The sequence below is a fragment of the Nostoc foliaceum FACHB-393 genome, assembly GCF_014698505.1.
Classification (GTDB): Bacteria; Cyanobacteriota; Cyanobacteriia; order Cyanobacteriales; family Nostocaceae; genus Nostoc; species Nostoc foliaceum_A.
The window spans coordinates 1-16,066 of sequence record NZ_JACJTD010000017.1 but is presented as its reverse complement, the minus strand read 5'-3'; the positions used below and the strand labels follow the sequence as shown (position 1 = coordinate 16,066).

At 41.8% G+C, this 16,066-nt stretch carries 19 protein-coding genes; 11 read left to right on the top strand and 8 right to left on the bottom strand.

What is annotated here, in order from left to right:
• Positions 1-76: 76 nt before the first annotated feature.
• The 4 genes from fabZ to H6G92_RS15670 all read left to right on the top strand — a co-directional run bounded on the left by fabZ (position 77) and on the right by H6G92_RS15670 (position 4,426).
• A complete protein-coding gene (gene fabZ / locus H6G92_RS15685) occupies positions 77-601 on the top strand; it encodes a 3-hydroxyacyl-ACP dehydratase FabZ (RefSeq protein ID WP_190894589.1) in 525 nt (174 codons plus the stop codon).
• Between the two features lie 303 nt (positions 602-904).
• Positions 905-1,723 carry an acyl-ACP--UDP-N-acetylglucosamine O-acyltransferase gene (gene lpxA / locus H6G92_RS15680; protein WP_190894588.1) on the top strand — a complete coding sequence of 273 codons (819 nt, stop codon included), beginning with the start codon at positions 905-907 and terminating at the stop codon, positions 1,721-1,723.
• A 135-nt stretch (positions 1,724-1,858) separates the two neighbouring features.
• On the top strand, positions 1,859-3,025 hold the full coding sequence (gene lpxB / locus H6G92_RS15675; protein ID WP_190894587.1) for a lipid-A-disaccharide synthase: 1,167 nt from the start codon (positions 1,859-1,861) through the stop codon (positions 3,023-3,025).
• 147 nt (positions 3,026-3,172) lie between these two features.
• Positions 3,173-4,426 carry a DNA cytosine methyltransferase gene (locus H6G92_RS15670; RefSeq protein WP_242059156.1) on the top strand — a complete coding sequence of 418 codons (1,254 nt, stop codon included), beginning with the start codon at positions 3,173-3,175 and terminating at the stop codon, positions 4,424-4,426.
• Between the two features lie 34 nt (positions 4,427-4,460).
• On the opposite strand, the gene H6G92_RS15665 is transcribed toward H6G92_RS15670, so the two are convergent.
• The 7 genes from H6G92_RS15665 to H6G92_RS15640 form a co-directional block, all read right to left on the bottom strand.
• Complete coding sequence (locus tag H6G92_RS15665; protein WP_190894585.1) at positions 4,461-5,426, bottom strand: aldo/keto reductase; 966 nt, start codon at positions 5,424-5,426, stop codon at positions 4,461-4,463.
• Positions 5,427-5,468: 42 nt separating this feature from the next.
• Positions 5,469-5,915 (bottom strand): type II toxin-antitoxin system VapC family toxin, encoded by a 447-nt coding sequence (locus tag H6G92_RS15660; protein WP_190894584.1) that lies wholly within the window; start codon positions 5,913-5,915, stop codon positions 5,469-5,471.
• Positions 5,903-6,136 (bottom strand): hypothetical protein, encoded by a 234-nt coding sequence (locus H6G92_RS15655; protein WP_190894583.1) that lies wholly within the window; start codon positions 6,134-6,136, stop codon positions 5,903-5,905. Before H6G92_RS15655 ends, H6G92_RS15660 begins: the two co-directional genes overlap by 13 nt.
• Positions 6,129-6,350: a type II toxin-antitoxin system HicB family antitoxin gene (locus tag H6G92_RS15650; protein WP_190894582.1), complete on the bottom strand. Its 222-nt coding sequence runs from the start codon at positions 6,348-6,350 to the stop codon at positions 6,129-6,131. The genes H6G92_RS15655 and H6G92_RS15650 overlap by 8 nt, the downstream gene beginning before the upstream one ends.
• A 100-nt stretch (positions 6,351-6,450) precedes the next feature.
• Positions 6,451-7,338, bottom strand: coding sequence for a DUF4429 domain-containing protein (locus H6G92_RS15645; RefSeq protein ID WP_190894581.1), 888 nt, complete (start codon positions 7,336-7,338; stop codon positions 6,451-6,453).
• Positions 7,338-7,466, bottom strand: coding sequence for a hypothetical protein (locus tag H6G92_RS40305; RefSeq protein ID WP_277926746.1), 129 nt, complete (start codon positions 7,464-7,466; stop codon positions 7,338-7,340). The genes H6G92_RS15645 and H6G92_RS40305 overlap by 1 nt, the downstream gene beginning before the upstream one ends.
• Before the next feature lie 184 nt (positions 7,467-7,650).
• On the bottom strand, positions 7,651-8,172 hold the full coding sequence (locus H6G92_RS15640; protein ID WP_190894580.1) for a hypothetical protein: 522 nt from the start codon (positions 8,170-8,172) through the stop codon (positions 7,651-7,653).
• A 243-nt stretch (positions 8,173-8,415) separates the two neighbouring features.
• Between H6G92_RS15640 and nfi the strand changes: the two genes are divergently transcribed.
• The 3 genes from nfi to H6G92_RS15625 all read left to right on the top strand — a co-directional run bounded on the left by nfi (position 8,416) and on the right by H6G92_RS15625 (position 11,780).
• Positions 8,416-9,081: a deoxyribonuclease V gene (gene nfi / locus H6G92_RS15635; protein ID WP_190894579.1), complete on the top strand. Its 666-nt coding sequence runs from the start codon at positions 8,416-8,418 to the stop codon at positions 9,079-9,081.
• Positions 9,082-9,188: 107 nt separating this feature from the next.
• Positions 9,189-9,740 (top strand): FHA domain-containing protein, encoded by a 552-nt coding sequence (locus H6G92_RS15630; protein ID WP_190894578.1) that lies wholly within the window; start codon positions 9,189-9,191, stop codon positions 9,738-9,740.
• A gap of 81 nt (positions 9,741-9,821) precedes the next feature.
• The gene (locus H6G92_RS15625; RefSeq protein ID WP_190894577.1) at positions 9,822-11,780 is read left to right on the top strand and encodes an FHA domain-containing protein; all 1,959 of its coding nucleotides are present in this window, start codon (positions 9,822-9,824) and stop codon (positions 11,778-11,780) included.
• Here H6G92_RS15625 and H6G92_RS15620 read toward each other — a convergent pair.
• Positions 11,740-11,991, bottom strand: coding sequence for a hypothetical protein (locus tag H6G92_RS15620; RefSeq protein WP_190894576.1), 252 nt, complete (start codon positions 11,989-11,991; stop codon positions 11,740-11,742). The genes H6G92_RS15625 and H6G92_RS15620 overlap by 41 nt on opposite strands.
• Positions 11,992-12,045: 54 nt before the next feature.
• On the opposite strand from H6G92_RS15620, the gene H6G92_RS15615 reads away from it, so the two are divergent.
• The 4 genes from H6G92_RS15615 to H6G92_RS15600 form a co-directional block, all read left to right on the top strand.
• Positions 12,046-12,300 (top strand): UPF0175 family protein, encoded by a 255-nt coding sequence (locus tag H6G92_RS15615; RefSeq protein WP_190894575.1) that lies wholly within the window; start codon positions 12,046-12,048, stop codon positions 12,298-12,300.
• Complete coding sequence (locus tag H6G92_RS15610) at positions 12,278-12,724, top strand: DUF3368 domain-containing protein (RefSeq protein WP_242059155.1); 447 nt, start codon at positions 12,278-12,280, stop codon at positions 12,722-12,724. Before H6G92_RS15615 ends, H6G92_RS15610 begins: the two co-directional genes overlap by 23 nt.
• A 367-nt stretch (positions 12,725-13,091) precedes the next feature.
• Positions 13,092-14,984, top strand: coding sequence for a tetratricopeptide repeat protein (locus H6G92_RS15605; RefSeq protein ID WP_190894574.1), 1,893 nt, complete (start codon positions 13,092-13,094; stop codon positions 14,982-14,984).
• Between the two features lie 402 nt (positions 14,985-15,386).
• The coding region (locus H6G92_RS15600) for an RNA-guided endonuclease InsQ/TnpB family protein (protein WP_190894573.1) at positions 15,387-16,066 on the top strand (680 nt) is incomplete at its 3' end.

The window sequence follows — 16,066 nt, the reverse complement described above, 5'->3', positions numbered from 1 at the left end:
AAAATCTAGGATTATCAAGGCTTTGGATATACGCCTGCCTATTTAACTTTAAAATGAAAAATCAACTACACGGCCAATGTCAATCCTCACTGAAGTGAATACCATCGATACAACTACATCTACCGAACCACAGGCTATAAATGAGACTACAATCAGTTCTGAGATTAAAACAACTTTCACATCTGAAGAAATTCAGAAATTGCTACCCCACCGCTACCCATTTTTACTTGTAGACAAAATAATTGACTACGTTCCAGGTGAAAAAGCTGTTGGTGTCAAAAATGTCACTATCAACGAACCCCATTTTCAGGGGCATTTCCCTGAACGCCCACTGATGCCAGGGGTGCTAATTGTCGAGGCAATGGCACAAGTTGGGGGCATTGTGCTAACTCAAATGTCTTCGGTAGAAGGCGGGCTGTTCGTCTTCGCTGGTATCGATAAAGTTCGCTTTCGCCGTCAGGTCGTACCGGGGGATCAACTAATCATGACAGTGGAACTGTTATGGGTAAAACAACGTCGTTTCGGTAAGATGCAAGGTCGTGCCGAAGTTGACGGTCAACTTGCTTGTGAAGGGGAATTAATGTTTTCCCTAGTTAACTAAAAGTTTGCTTTCGTGGTATGGCATAGCCGTGAAATGCCCATACTGAATCCTGAGAAGGATAACAGTTAAAAAAATCCACAACAGCATCTGATAATTTCTTGATTTTCGACGCCCTCTTTACGAAACGCACTCGCAAACACACTTAACTTGCTTTGCCCGACACTTTCGTTCACTGAAATACTTCACGCTCTACCAGTCGCCTCGATAGGACGGCAGTCTGTACAACTCTCTTAAGCAGAGTAACACCCTGCCTCAGAAACCTACCTGGCGCTGACTTATCAAGACAGTTCTGGAGATTCACCCTTGAAAACGCTAATTCATCCAACTGCTGTAATTCATCCAAAATCGGAACTCCACCATACAGTGCAAGTCGGTGCCTATGCTGTGATTGGAGCGCATGTCAAAGTGGGCCCTGAAACAATAATCGGCGCTCATGCAGTGCTAGAGGGGCCTTGTGAAATTGGGGCGCAAAATCAGATTTTTACAGGTGCAGCCATCGGCATGGAACCTCAGGATCTCAAGTTTGTAGGAGAACCAACCTGGGTCAAAATTGGTGATAATAACTTGATTCGTGAGTACGTTACTATTAACCGCGCTACCGGTGCTGGTGAAGCAACGGTGATTGGCGATGGTAACTTACTAATGGCTTATGTCCATGTAGCTCATAACTGTGTGATTGAAGACCAAGTAGTGATTGCTAACTCTGTAGCGTTGGCAGGTCATGTCCATATAGAATCACGCGCTAGGCTGAGTGGGGTTTTAGGTGTCCATCAATTTGTGCATATCGGTAGACACGCAATGGTGGGAGGTATGGCACGTATTGACCGAGATGTGGCTCCGTATATGCTCGTGGAGGGAAATCCAGCGCGGGTGCGAACCCTTAACCTTGTCGGACTCAAACGGTCTGGTATGGACTCAGCAGATTTGCAAACGCTGAAAAAAGCCTTCCGTATTCTCTACCGTTCTGATTTGTCCTTTAAGGATTCTTTGGAACAATTGGAAATGTTAGGGGATAGCGAAGACTTGCAACATCTACGCCGCTTCCTGCTACTTTCTCAGATGCCAGGAAGGCGTGGCTTGATTCCTGGTAAGGGGAAAAAGGGCGCGAGTGATGAATCGTGAGATGTGAATTAGTAGTTAGGAGTTATGAGTTATGAGTTAGGAGTTATCAATTGAATTTTTAACTCCTAACTCTTAACTACTCACTCCCAACTATTCATTCCTCACTCCTAATTTTTACTAATTACTAATTATCAAATGCGGATATTTATCAGCACTGGCGAAGTATCTGGCGATTTACAAGGATCGCTGCTAATTACAGCGCTGAAGCGTCAAGCTGTGGCAATTGGGTTGGACTTAGAGATTGTGGCGCTAGGTGGCGAAAAAATGGTAGAGGCTGGGGCAATTCTGCTGGGCAATACCAGTAGTATTGGCTCAATGGGTATTTTAGAAGGGCTACCTTATGTTTTACCAACTCTCCAGGTGCAACGACAAGCGATCGCTTCCCTAAAACAAAATCCACCAGATTTAGTGGTGCTGATCGATTATATGACTCCCAATCTGGAAATTGGGACTTATATGAAACGGCAGTTACCAGATGTACCTGTAGTGTATTACATTGCTCCCCAAGAGTGGGCTTGGTCATTAAGTTTGCGTAGAACTAACCGGATTGTTGGTTTTACAGACAAGCTGTTGGCAATTTTTCCACAGGAAGCCCGTTATTTCCGCGAGCAAGGGGCAAAAGTTAGTTGGGTAGGACATCCTTTGGTTGACCGAATGCAAGACGCTCCCAGTCGCCAAGCAGCCCGTGTAATGCTGGGGATTGCACCAGAACAAATTGCGATCGCACTCCTCCCCGCTTCTCGCCGCCAAGAACTAAAATATCTTTTACCAATTATTTTTCAAGCCGCCCAAACTATTCAAGCTAAATTACCTGAAGTTCATTTCTGGATACCCCTATCGCTGGAAGCCTATAGACAGCCAATTGAGGAGGCTATTGAGAGTTATGGTTTGCGGGCTACAGTCCTATCCGGTCAACAAAAGGAAGTTTTTGCTGCGGCTGATTTAGCCATTAGCAAATCTGGTACTGTCAACCTGGAGCTTGCTCTGTTGAATGTGCCGCAAGTTGTAGTTTACCGCCTGAGTCGCTTGACTGCTTGGATAGCTCGTAAAATCCTCAAAGGTTCTATAGCCTTTGCATCGCCACCCAATTTAGTAGTGATGAAGTCGATTGTGCCAGAATTTTTACAAGAGCAAGCCACACCAGAGAATATTATCCAAGCAGCGATGGAACTGCTACTCAATCCCAGTCGCAGAGAGCAAACTTTAGCAGATTATCAGGAAATGCGGCAAAGTTTAGGAGAAATTGGCGTGTGCGATCGCGCTGCTCAAGAAATTTTGCAAATGCGACAAAATAATTCGTAATTCGTAATTAAAAATAGAGAATCAATCAGTTTATTTATGAGTAAAATTAAGTGCGAACTACCTATTATCTGCCGAAACCCGTATTTATCTATAGGGTAATTACGAATTAGAAATTACGAATTAGATTGGGGTGTCATGGCTCATGAGATGAAAAAACAAAGAGCGATCGCAGTTGACTTATTCGCTGGCGCGGGCGGTATGACTCTTGGCTTTGAGCAAGCTGGTTTTGATGTGCTAGCGTCTGTGGAAATTGACCCCATCCACTGTGCAACACATGAGTTTAACTTCCCTTTTTGCTCAGTGTTATGTAAAAGTGTTGTGGATACAACCGGGGAAGAAATTAGGAATCGTTCTAAGATTGGCGATCGCGAAATTGATGTGGTAATTTGTGGCTCACCATGTCAAGGATTTTCCCTAATTGGTAAACGGGCTGTTGACGATCCTCGAAACTCTTTGGTATTTCACTTTCATCGACTGGTTTTTGAGCTAAAACCGAAATTCTTTGTGATGGAAAATGTCCGGGGGATAACGGTTGGTGAACATAAACAAATCCTCCAAACATTAATTAGCGAGTTTAGAATTCACGGCTATAACGTAGAAGAAAATTACCAAATTCTCAACGCTGCAAATTACGGAGTACCACAGTCACGTGAGAGATTATTTCTCATAGGTGCAAGGGAGGACGTAGAGTTACCACAATATCCTTTGCCGATTACTAAACAAGCATTACCAAATAATTTAAATTCTAAAAAAATATCTGATTTTCCATTGAGTCCTACAGTATTGGATGCAATTGGGGATTTACCTGAAATAGAAAAATATCCAGAGTTACTAACAAGAGATTGGGTTGTTGGAGAATACGAAAAGCCTAGTAACTATGCTCTTGTACTTCGCGGTATCAAATACCTAGACAATGATTATTCTTATAAACGAGAATATGATTTGCGAATACTTTCTTCAAGTTTAAGAACAAAACATTCTGCGGAAACTATTAAACGTTTTCAGGAGACTCAACAAGGCGAGAGAGAAAAAATTAGTCGTTTTTATAAGCTGCATCCTACTGGTGTCTGTAATACTTTAAGAGCCGGAACAGACAAGTATAGGGGTTCTTTCACATCTCCTAGACCGATTCATCCATCCACGCCGCGCTGTATCACTGTCAGGGAAGCGGCGAGATTGCATTCTTACCCAGATTGGTTTAGATTTCATGTAACCAAATGGCACGGATTTCGCCAAGTCGGTAACTCTGTACCACCGCTACTAGCAAAGGCTGTGGCGTCAGAAATTATTCGCAGTTTGAATATTTCGCCTTTTAAGCCGAGTTTCCGATACAAGTTGGGAGATGAGAAGCTATTACAATTTAATATGTCGCAAGCGGCACAATATTATCAGTGTGACTAGTAAGAATACACTTTGTAATATGTGCAAGGTTGGGCTAAGTCCAAGCACGGAAAAATGTACTATCTTCCCAGATATTAGCAGCCGCCAGTGCGATCGCTGTCAATTCTTGCTCTTTCAAGGGCACAAAAGCCCGTGCTATCTTGACATTATTCTCTAATTGTGTAACTGTCTCTGCCGCAATTACGCAACAATGAACTCCAGGCTGAGACATTGCGTAACCTAAAGCTTGCTCCATACCTGTCAACCCACCTGATTTAAACAGGCGACCATAAGCCGGGACTTTCATCGCAATCACACCAACATTTTTTTCTTGAGCAACTGGTAGAACCACCGGGATAAATGGACGTGGGTGGTGTTTGTCGGCAGCATTCACAGGAATCAGTGTAGTGTGGAAAGGATAGCGACGTAAGCCTTCGGCAATTACTTGAGGGTCGTGATGTCCGGTAATACCTGCGAACCGCACCAATTTTTGTTGTATGGCTTCTTCCAAAGCTTTAATTGCGCCAGATGGACTAAAGATGGTGTCGAGTTCTTCCGAAAAAGAGACGTGATGCAACTGCCACAAATCGAGATAATCTGTATTGAGACGTTTAAGCGATCGCTCCAATTCTCGCCATGCACCATCCCGATCTCTTTGATCAGTCTTGCTTGCTAGAAACACCTTTGAGCGATAGGGTGGTAGCACTTTGCCTAAATAATCTTCACTCGGCCCATAACTAGCTGCTGTATCAAAGTAGCGGATGCCAAGTTCTAGCGCTCTTTGAATAATTGCCACAGCATCACCCTCTTTTCCTTCCCAGGATAGCGGCGTTTGTCCTGCTCCTCCTAACCCGAAGATCGGGAGTTTTACTTCCGTGCGTCCGAGTAACCGTTCTGGCATAGCTGCTGGCGATGTTGCGATGTTGATAGCATTTTGCTGTAAGGCATTAGTTGCCACAATACCTCCAGTTACAGCAATACTAGTAATTAGGAAATTACGCCGCGTTTTTCCTTCTGTCATGATTGGCCTCGGGGGCGAAATTACTTTTATTATAAATTCTAGCTAGGGAGAAATAATCTCAGAAAGCAAAATTACTGATAGATTAGGAATACTACGAAAGCGCTGATCGTTGGTTAGAAAAGTAGAACATTGAGTCAACAGTGCTGTTGCTGCATGGATAGCATCTGGTAATTTGATGTTAATACTGGCACGAAGTTGAGCAGCTTCAATTAAAACCTGACGACTGACAGAAATAACTGTTAAATTCTGTGAATTTGTAATCAGTTGTTTGTAAGTTGTCTGTTGAGCTAAGTCCTGATTTTGGAAAGGTTTTACTAATACTTCAGCAAGTGATAATTCACTAGTTACTACACTCAGGTTGCCTCGATCAATACTTTGGAATAACTGAGTTAAATCTTGGACAAATACTGGATATCCTTCTAAAGCATAGATCCAAATATTGGTATCGAGGTATACTTTTGTGCCTTGAATAGCATCTAGAATTCCCATGCATCTCGTTCTTGGCGAATAAACTGATCCACTTCTTCTGGTGTAGCAAAACTGCCTCTAACAGATCCGATAAAGCTGCTTAGAGGCTTTTCAGAATGCTTTGCGGGTGACTCCAGAAGTACAATCACCTCTACAGTTGCACCTGCTGGAAGTTCTGGAGAAGAGATTTCTACTACGCCACCAGGTTTGACGATCGCCTGTTGCCTGAGTCCATTAAGCATGATAGTTTATCCTCGTTAGTGTCGAACATCCCATTTCATCAGGATCAATGTCAAGCAAAGGACATTCTTCTAGATATAGCCTTGTAGCTTCTTTAAGATTAGCAAGAGCTTCTTCAATTGTTTCACCTTGGTCAACTGTGCCGACTTCAGGACATTCAGCAGCATACATATCTTCTTCTTTGTGAAGAATGGCAGTTAATGTTTTAGTCTTCATAGGATTTTATTTTGATAGGGATAGTTGAGCGAGCGCACTCCTTTTTCTAGTTTAGCTTTGAGGTGCGATCGTATTTCCGAGAAATCGTATCAATTATTTCCTAATCAGGCTTAATCAAAGCCATACAGAGAAATACAAGGCTTATTATTAATAATACACTTCCAGACAAAGTGTTAAAAAAAGAACCTTGGGGTGTAAGTAAAACAAACACAAACAATATCAAACAAGCTCCAATCAGAAGTTTAACCATTGTTGTTAATGGCTTTTTTTTCTTCTTTGTTAAAACCGCTTCTCTTGAAGCTGTTAACTTCTCTGCTCCTTCCTTAATTCTTAATTCCTTAAGTTTTTTAAGCTCTAAAAATCTAAGTTTATCAAAATCAATTGGTTCAGCATCTATTACACTATTAACATATCTCTTTACTTCCTCAAATTCCAGTTGCTCAAACTCGTGAAATATAACAGTATTTTCATCTCTGACAGCTGCAAACACTCTGCCTTTTGATTCAATCCCACCCTGGATAGAAAACTGTAAGTATCCTTGTTGTGTCAAAGCATCAGCAGGCTTAAATTTCATAGCTGTAATTCGGCTGATAGGAATTTCTTTATCACCTTTAAGTCCTTGAGAAATGATTATACGGTTATAAGTTAATCGAATTTGACCATTAATGCCTTCAATTTCGTAATATATATTATTATCTTTTAGCTTTTCTGGCACAATTTTTGATGGCAAATTTCTATGATTAACTACAGGTGACTCTAGCTGTTGGTTATGGTCACTGGAGAAAATTAAATAAGTATTGATAGAAGACTGCGTTGAACTAGCATCTACTACTAACTCAAACTCTTGGTTCCAAGCTGGAAATTCTTCGCCTGTTTGTCGTCCGTAAACCTTCACTCTCTCAATAGATGCAGCACCTAAGCCAGTTATAACTTTGCGGACAAATGCAACCAAGGCTTGCTGATTTGGTGTTTGGGCGCATTCTAGCATTATCTGCAAGCATCCTTGAGTGCTACTTTCGCTGTAATACCCTTGGGTTGTAATTGACGGTTAATTAGAGATGCGATCGCTTGTGCATCTCCCTGTTTAGCAAGTTCTAAAAGATTCGGCTGTGTCATAACCAATAAATCCAAAAAACTGAGAAAATATCTTCTATCTCAGGTTTCCCTATTCATAGGCAAAATCAACATTTTCCAAATCTTTGAAGCCTTATATTGAAAATATACTTGGATTTATTATATTTATTGCAAAAATACCGCTTTTAGACTATTTTTTGTGTCTCTGCGTGAGCGCAATTAAATACTAGCGTTCTTTTGTAATCACGGAGCTACCATTGCTAATGCTTACTTTTTGAATAAAAACGTCGGTACAAGAGGATAAAATATCAGCGCTGATTTGATTAGCAATAAATTCAAAATCTTGGTTTGTTAATCCCTGTGCAGTATCACCACTTAAGTTAATACAAATGGTTAGAGTTTGAGGATTACTAGAAGACTGTTCATTATCTACTACTTCTATTTCAGCTTCTACTATGCCTAAATCAAACTCTTTACTCCAAGCTGGAAACTCCTTACCAGTTTGTTGTCCATAAACTTTCACTATTTCAACAGATGCAGCCCCTAAAGCTGTTAACCCTTTGCGTATAAATGGAACTAAAATTTGCTGATTTGGTACTTGGACAGATTCTAGCATTACCTCTAAACAAGCATCTTTAAAGGCAACTGTTGCAGTTATCCCTTTGGCGTGTAGGTGGCGGTTCATCAGAGATGCGATCGCTTCTGCATCTCCCTGTTTTGCAAGTTTTAGAATATTTGGCTGTGTCATAACCAGTAAAAGAAAAACTCTGGGAAAATAAACTTATATTCTCAGGATTCCCTCTTGACAGCCTGAAGTAACATTATGATGCAAGATATCAACTAAGCTGGGCTAAAATGTCTACTATAAAGATAGTCTTTCACGGACTTTTGCAAAAATTATATTTTCTCTGTCTTGAAATCAAAAACTAGTGTTTTTGTGCTTGCCAAATTAACAGGATTAATATTAATCAGTTTAATTCCAATTTGAAATATGAAGTTTTATCGAGATCATGCTTGGCCCTCGACGCTGGAAGAAGCCATAGTTATCCAAGAAAAGTTGCGAGATCAAGTAATTACTGAGGATCAATTGCAAGAACCTATCCAGTACGTCGCTGGAGTGGATATGGGTTTTGAAGCTGATGGAACTATTAGCCGTGCAGCTGTGGCAGTACTGAGTTTTCCTGATTTGCAAGTAATCGAGACAAGCCTAGCACACCGTCCTACGACCTTTCCTTATGTTCCTGGGTTCCTCTCATTTCGGGAAATTCCAGCCGTCCTCGATGCCCTGGAAAAGATTAAAACAATACCAGATATCATTCTGTGTGATGGTCAGGGAATTGCTCATCCCCGCAGATTAGGTATAGCTAGCCATTTAGGGTTACTTATAGATATGCCAACAATTGGTGTAGCTAAGTCTAGGTTGCTAGGTAAGCATGAGGAATTGGCAGAAACCAAAGGCAGCACGCAACCACTGATATATAACGGTGAAACCATTGGGGTGGTTTTGCGATCGCGCACAGGAGTAAAACCTCTGTACATCTCCAGTGGTCATCGAATTAGTTTACCGACAGCAATTGACTATGTATTGCGCTGCACGCCAAAATATCGGCTGCCAGAAACTACACGCATTGCTGATAAATTAGCGTCGGCGAAATAAAGCTTGTTGAAGTTTTTTCTAAATACTTGCTTGCGCCTACTCAATCATGTTAGGAATCGCACAGAAGGAAGTTGAAGTAGCTAAATACGATTTACGAAGTTAGAACAATGAACGCACTAACTTTACAGTGGCACGATGCAGGCCAAGATAAAACTCAGAACATTTACGAACAACAGCCAAGTCAAAATCATGGTACTGTCCGTATCGGTCGTGACCCCCTCCGGTGCGACATTGTTCTGAGTCACCCCACTGTCTCCGGTCTGCACGTTGAAATATTTTTTCATCACCAGCAACAGCGCTTTTATATCAGGAATTTGCGATCGCAAAATCCCCCCCTTATCGATGGACGGCAATTAGTCCAAGGTGAAATGCCTTTAACTCAGGGCACTAGTATCACTTTGGGACAAATAAAACTCAACGTTACTAGCGTTTCCACGGGTAGCATTCCAGCAACAATTTTGCTGCCACCCCATCCACCAGTAAATATCGGACATCACCACCATCCACCAATACCCCCCGCACCACTGCCCGGAGTTTATGGCTTAGAATGCCCCAAATGTCATAAAGTTTCCCCAGGAGAAAATCTACAAATTGGCTGTCATTGGTGTGGGACATCTTTAGCTGCGGCAGTAAGTGTGTTGGTAGCACCGAGTAGTTGAGAATGAGGGCAGGGGAAGCAGCGGAAGAATTCCTAACTCTTGACTAATGACCAATAACTAATGACCAATGACTAATGACCAATGACTAATGACTTACAAATCCAATTGAGTTGGGAAGAACCAGCAACGGGTGAACGGCGAGAACCAAGGTTGAATATGCCGATCGCTTTTGGTCGAGAATTCGCTCGCTTACCTGCTGACCTCAGGGGAGTGCGCGTTTCTAGGATGCTGCTTAACAGTAACGAAGTTTCTCGCTACCATGCCCTAATTGACTGGGAACAAGACCATCTGGTGGTGATTGACCAAGGCAGCGTTAACGGTGTATATGTCAACGGTCAACCACAAACGCGTAGTGTTCTGGCTAATGGCGATACGTTACAAATTGGCCCCTATGTGATCACAGTGACATTTGCTGTTAACGTATCCGCACCAGATACCAGCCCTCCTTCAACGATTCATTTCAACGCAAATACTAATCTTCCAGACCCCAGCTTGCCTGTAGTCCAGCCGCTAACGCCCGTGGCAAGTAATTTCCCGCCATTAGCGTTTCAGGCACAAAATGTCGCTGTGCAAGCACTTCATGCTACAGGATTACCAGTGGATGAATCTGATTATCTAGCGATTGGTGCGGGACTGGGTAGCTTCGTTTGGGTTGATTTGCTGCGAATTAGTGGTGTGCGTGCTGACAAAATTGTGGCTTTGGGATTAGAGGCAGAGCCTTATGCTCGTTATAAGCGCCTGTGTCTGAATTCACAAATTCCCTTATATGAAAGACTGCGTTCTAATTCTGACTCTTGTCCTGATAATATTTGGGGCTGGCCTAGTTATGCCTTGCGTGAGGCTTGGCACGATTGTAGCAAGGGACAGATGAAATCAGCATTCAGGTATTTGTGGCAAGTGTTTGCTGAACCAACATTTGCAGAAACTTATACTCCCCGTGCGGGTAATGTCTTTGATTCCATAGATAGGGAAGCGAAGCGTATTGCCTGGAATCAAATTTATCGCTATGGGCGAGTTAGGGGAATTCGCAAAACTGATGATGGCAGGTATTGTGTAGCCTATTCTCGTGCCCCTGGAAATTATGCTTTTTTAGTTAGTCGTTATTTACATTTAGCTACTGGATATCCAGCAATTCAGTTTCTTCCAGATTTGCAAGCTTATAGAGAAAAATATCAAGATTTTAAATCTGTAGTTAATGCTTATGAAGCCCATGATCATGTTTATGAGCAACTAGAGCAACATGGTGGGACAGTATTGATTCGTGGGCGGGGAATTGTGGCTTCGCGGATTATTCAACGCATTTACGAAGCTAGAAAGCGAAATCGGAATATTGCAGTTTTGCATTTAATGCGATCGCCTAAACCTCAAGGCAACAAATTTCAAAATACCCAGCGCCTAGTCAAAAATCATTACGAATTTCAACCCTTTAACTGGCCGAAAGCCTGTTGGGGCGGCGAACTCCGGGCAATGTTAGAAAAAGCCACCCCCGATGAACGCAAACGTTTATTAGCAGACTGGGGTGGAACTACCACCGCCGACCGCCACGACTGGCAGCAAATTACTGCCCAAGGGATAAGCGAAGGCTGGTATCAAATTACCTTTGGTGAGGTTCTGGATGTGGAACGAGATGCCCAAAACCGGACTATTACACATATCAGAGAACAAAGCTTTGGGGAAATGAAATTGCTAGCTGATTTTATTGTTGATGCTACTGGACTGGATGCCAAAGTAGATGCCAATCCTCTAATAGCGGATTTGGTGAAACATTACAATCTCCCAGTGAATCACTTGGGGAGATTGACTGTAGCGAACAATTTTGAATTAGTAGAAATGCGTAGTGGGAACGGTCAAATGTATGCTGCTGGAGCTATTACTTTAGGTGGCCCTTATGCCGCCGTTGATAGTTTTTTGGGCTTGCAATATGCTGCATTAGTCGCCGTTGATGGACTCGCCGCCATCCGTGCACCTGGAGTTCATCATTTGAATACTATAAGTTCTTTTAGGCAATGGTTGAAGTGGGTGTTAAATCAGTCACCTTAGCTTCAGATGACGGTTCAGAGAAATTATGCAAGATTTTTAAGATAAGCATATCGCTAGCGATCACCATCAATTGTAACTTCAAACAGCGATCGCTCCTTCTTCTCTCTTCCTTCTCTGCGAGACGCTGCGCGAATGCGTCCTTTGCGGTTCGATTCTCATGCTCATTAGCAAAGGGCGATCGCTCATACATCTCTAAATTAAACTGAAACATAGAGCGATCGCTTACTTATTTCAAATTCCAAACACCAAATTTGAGGATCTATTTATGCGAACAGTACCAATCCAATTACCAGAAACAGTATTTTCAGCACTTCGTAAAAATCCTGAAGAATTTATCCAAGAAATGCGAATTGCCGCAGCAGTTAAATGGTATGAATTAGGTGACATTTCACAAGCCAAAGCAGCAGAGATTGCTGGACTAACTCGTGCTGAATTTATTAATGCATTATTACGCTACAAAGTAGACTTTATGCAATATACTGCCCAAGAGTTAGCCCATGAACTGGCAAATGTCGATTAATTGTGTAGTTATTAACTCCTCGCCTTTGATTGTTCTTTTGAAAAGTCAGCAAGCAGAATTAATTCCACAATTATTCACAGAAATTTTAGTTCCATCAGGTGTTTTTGAAGAAGTCACAACAAAAGATGATGTTGCATCAACACAATTACCCAGTATTTCTTGGATACAACCAGTAGAAGTTAATGCTATTGCTCCTGAAGTAGCAGCTTGGGATTTAGGAAAGGGAGAATCACAAGTATTGAGTTTGGCACTAAAAAATTCCGACTGTGCCGTTATTGTTGACGATAGGGCAGCACGGCGTTGTGGTCAAGCTTTAGGTATTACTACTATCAGAACAGGAGGCTTGCTGATATTAGCAAAAAGACGTGGACTAATCCCAAGCATATCTCCTAAAATTCAAGCTTTGCGTGACGCTGGTTTGTAGTTATCCGATAGTTTGGTCAATTTACTCAAACAATAAGCATGGGAATAGCGAGCGCCATCAATTATAACTTCAAACTGCGATATCTTCTCTGCGTTCGCGCAGCGTGTCGCAGACAGACGCTACGCGAACGGTAAGCGTCTCATGCTAATACTTAAAAAAGTGCAACTCCGAATAGTCCGTCGTAGACATCGCATAGCCATTGTTGAGTACAAAACTCGAAATTTGAGGTTCAAAGGCTCAAATAACCATGCCTAATGGCAAGCTACTGCTTTTAAATGTTTTTATGTAAATGGTATTTCTACGCCAAAGAGGGGAGATTTCCAAATCGAGAGAAAGTAGAATTAAAAATAAAGTTCACAAGCTGTTTATGAAATGGGCTAATTTTCTAGCCAAAGAAGCTGCTAAGAATGGCTTATCTCTAGAGCAAACGGCAGCTTTTGCAAAGTATTTTAAGACTGAAAATTTAGGTAAAAGTGAAACTAAACTTGCCAGCGAATTAAACGTTGATGTTGCTGCTTTCAGAAAGTGGATTAGTGAGGTATATGACAAATTTGCCCAGAATTATCCTGAATTAGCAACTTCCAACAGTCAGGACAAACTAGAAAAGTTACGAGCTTACCTGAGTGCAAAATATAATAGCGAATTAGATGTCCTCAAACCATTGGCGGCGATGAAATTATTAAAATCGCTGGTGGGAAAGGAACGACTGCAACAAGAACCTTGGGTTGCGAGAAGAATTTGTGAATTTTTAGGATATTTACCTTTAGCGTTAGAGTTAGTGGGAAGATATCTGGATAAAATGCCAGAATTGTCTCTGAAAACACTGCTGAAGCGGCTAGAGAAGAAACGAGTGGAACATGAAACAGTAGTCAATGCTAACTCATTGATGCCTTGTGAATACGGTGTAGGTGAAGCTTTTGAATTAAATTGGGAACTGTTAGATGAAAATGCACAAAACTTTGGCTGTTTGCTAAGTTTGTGTGCCTTAGCTGACATTCCCTTATCTGTTGAGATAATACAAGATGACAAAAAACAAGAACTCAATAAGAAAGCTATAGCCGATTTACTGGAATTACATTTACTACAACAGAAAAGTAAAGAAACTTATCGTCTAAATCCATTGATTCGACAACTTTTCCAAATGAAGTTGGATAAATCAAGTGAGGCGGATAAAGCAAAAACTAACTTTGCAGTGATGATGTTAGAGGTAGCAAAGCTAATTCCGCAACAGCCTAATCCTGAAGATATTCTCCACCTCACTCCACATATTCCACATATTACAGAAGTTGCAACCCATCTATTCCAGTATCTCAGTGATGAAAATCGAATTATTCTGTTTACCAAATTGGCCTGGTTTTATCAAGCCCAAGGACTTTATCAGCAAGCAGAACCTTGGTTGCAGCAGTGTGTAAAACTGACTCAAAATCGTCTTGATTTAGAATATTCCTATGTGACTGCTAGTCTGAACAATTTAGCACGACTCTACGAATCTACAGGACGCTACAGCGAAGCTGAACCTTTGTATCAGCAAGCTTTAGAACTGAGTAAACGCCTGCTGGGGGAGAACCATCTTGATGTCGCTACTAGCCTGAATAATTTAGCACAACTTTACGATTCTATGAGACGTTACAGCGAAGCCGAACCGCTGTATCAACAAGCTTTAGAGTTGAGAAAACGGCTACTGGGAGAAGAACATCCCGATGTTGCCAATACCCTGAGCTATTTAGCATTACTCTACGAATCTACAGGACGCTATAGCGAAGCCGAACCTTTGTATAAGCAAGCTTTAGAACTGTGGAAACACCTAGTGGGAGAAGAACATCCCCATGTTGCCACTACCCTAAATAATTTAGCAGCATTGTACTGTTATACAGGACGCTACAGCAAAGCCGAACCCTTGCTTAAAAAAGCTTTAGAACTGAGAAAACGCTTGCTGGGAGACAACCATCTTGATGTCGCCACTAGCCTGAACAATTTAGCACAACTCTACGAATCTACAAGACGCTACAGCAAAGCCGAACCCTTGTACAAGCAAGCTTTAGAACTGAGTCAACGCCTGCTGGGAGACAACCATCCCGATGTTGCTATTGGCCTTAACAATCTCGCAGCACTCTACCGTCATACAAGACGCTATAGGAAAGCCAAACCCTTGTTTGAGCAAGCTTTGAAAATTTGTGAACAAACTTTAGGTGTCAGTCATCCTACTACTATGACGATTCGGGCAAATTACGCCAGCTTTTTAAGAGAAACATATCATTAACGATTGCCTCCGGCACGCTACGCGAACGCTGGGCATAATTCGTAATTCGTAATTCGTAATTAGTTAACTATTACGCCGTAAGTCCCCCACTGAATTTGGTACTCCGAATCAGTGGCGGGATATAAGGCGGTTGATAAGGATTGCATCTAATATTAATTTTTTGCATAGCAAAAAGAAATATTAGGGAGATCCAATAAATAAATCAGCCCAGCCGTATCAATAATATTTTTGGCAAAACCGAGAGATTTAGGCGCTTTCGCCTTGAGGGCGAAAGCGACGGCTGGGCTGATTTATTCAAGGCTTGTGCCTTAGATGTATGACGAATCAACAATTGTTTTGTTTGAGTGGTTTATCAGAATATGTATTTATGGTAAAATAAGCACATCAAGGAGGTGATGTTGAGTGTTACACAAGGTTGTACAAGTCCGTTTATATCCGTCACTGGAACAGCAAATTCAACTAGCTCAAGCTTTTGGCTGCGCTCGTTGGTGGTGGAACTATGCCCTAAATAAGTCAATTGAAACTTATAAGGAGACGGGGAAAGGACTTAGCCGTGCAGCGCTCAACGCATTTCTTCCTACACTCAAAAAGGCAGAAGAGACGGCGTGGTTGGCTGATTGTTATAGTCAAGTTTTACAGGCTACGACACTGAATCTAACTACAGCCTACAAAAACTATTTTGAGAAACGTGCTGGATTTCCTAAATTCAAGTCCAGGCACGGAAAACAGTCAATCCAGTATCCTCAAAACGTCAAAATTATAGATGGCAATGTCAAACTCCCCGGTAATATTGGGGCAATCAAAGCCAAAATACATAGACAGATTGAGGGGAAAATCAAAACTGTTACTGTGAGTAAAACGCCTTCTGGCAAATACCTTGCATCTATCCTGACTGAAATACAAGGTAAAAACCCTACTGTTTCAGAGGGCAAGATTTACGGTATTGACTTAGGAATAAAACACTTTGCTGTCGTAACCGATGGCAAGAAAATATCTTTTTACGACAATCCTAAACACCTTGCCAAACACGAGAAAAACCTCAAACGTAAGCAGAAAAAATTAGCACGTAAAGTTAAGGGGAG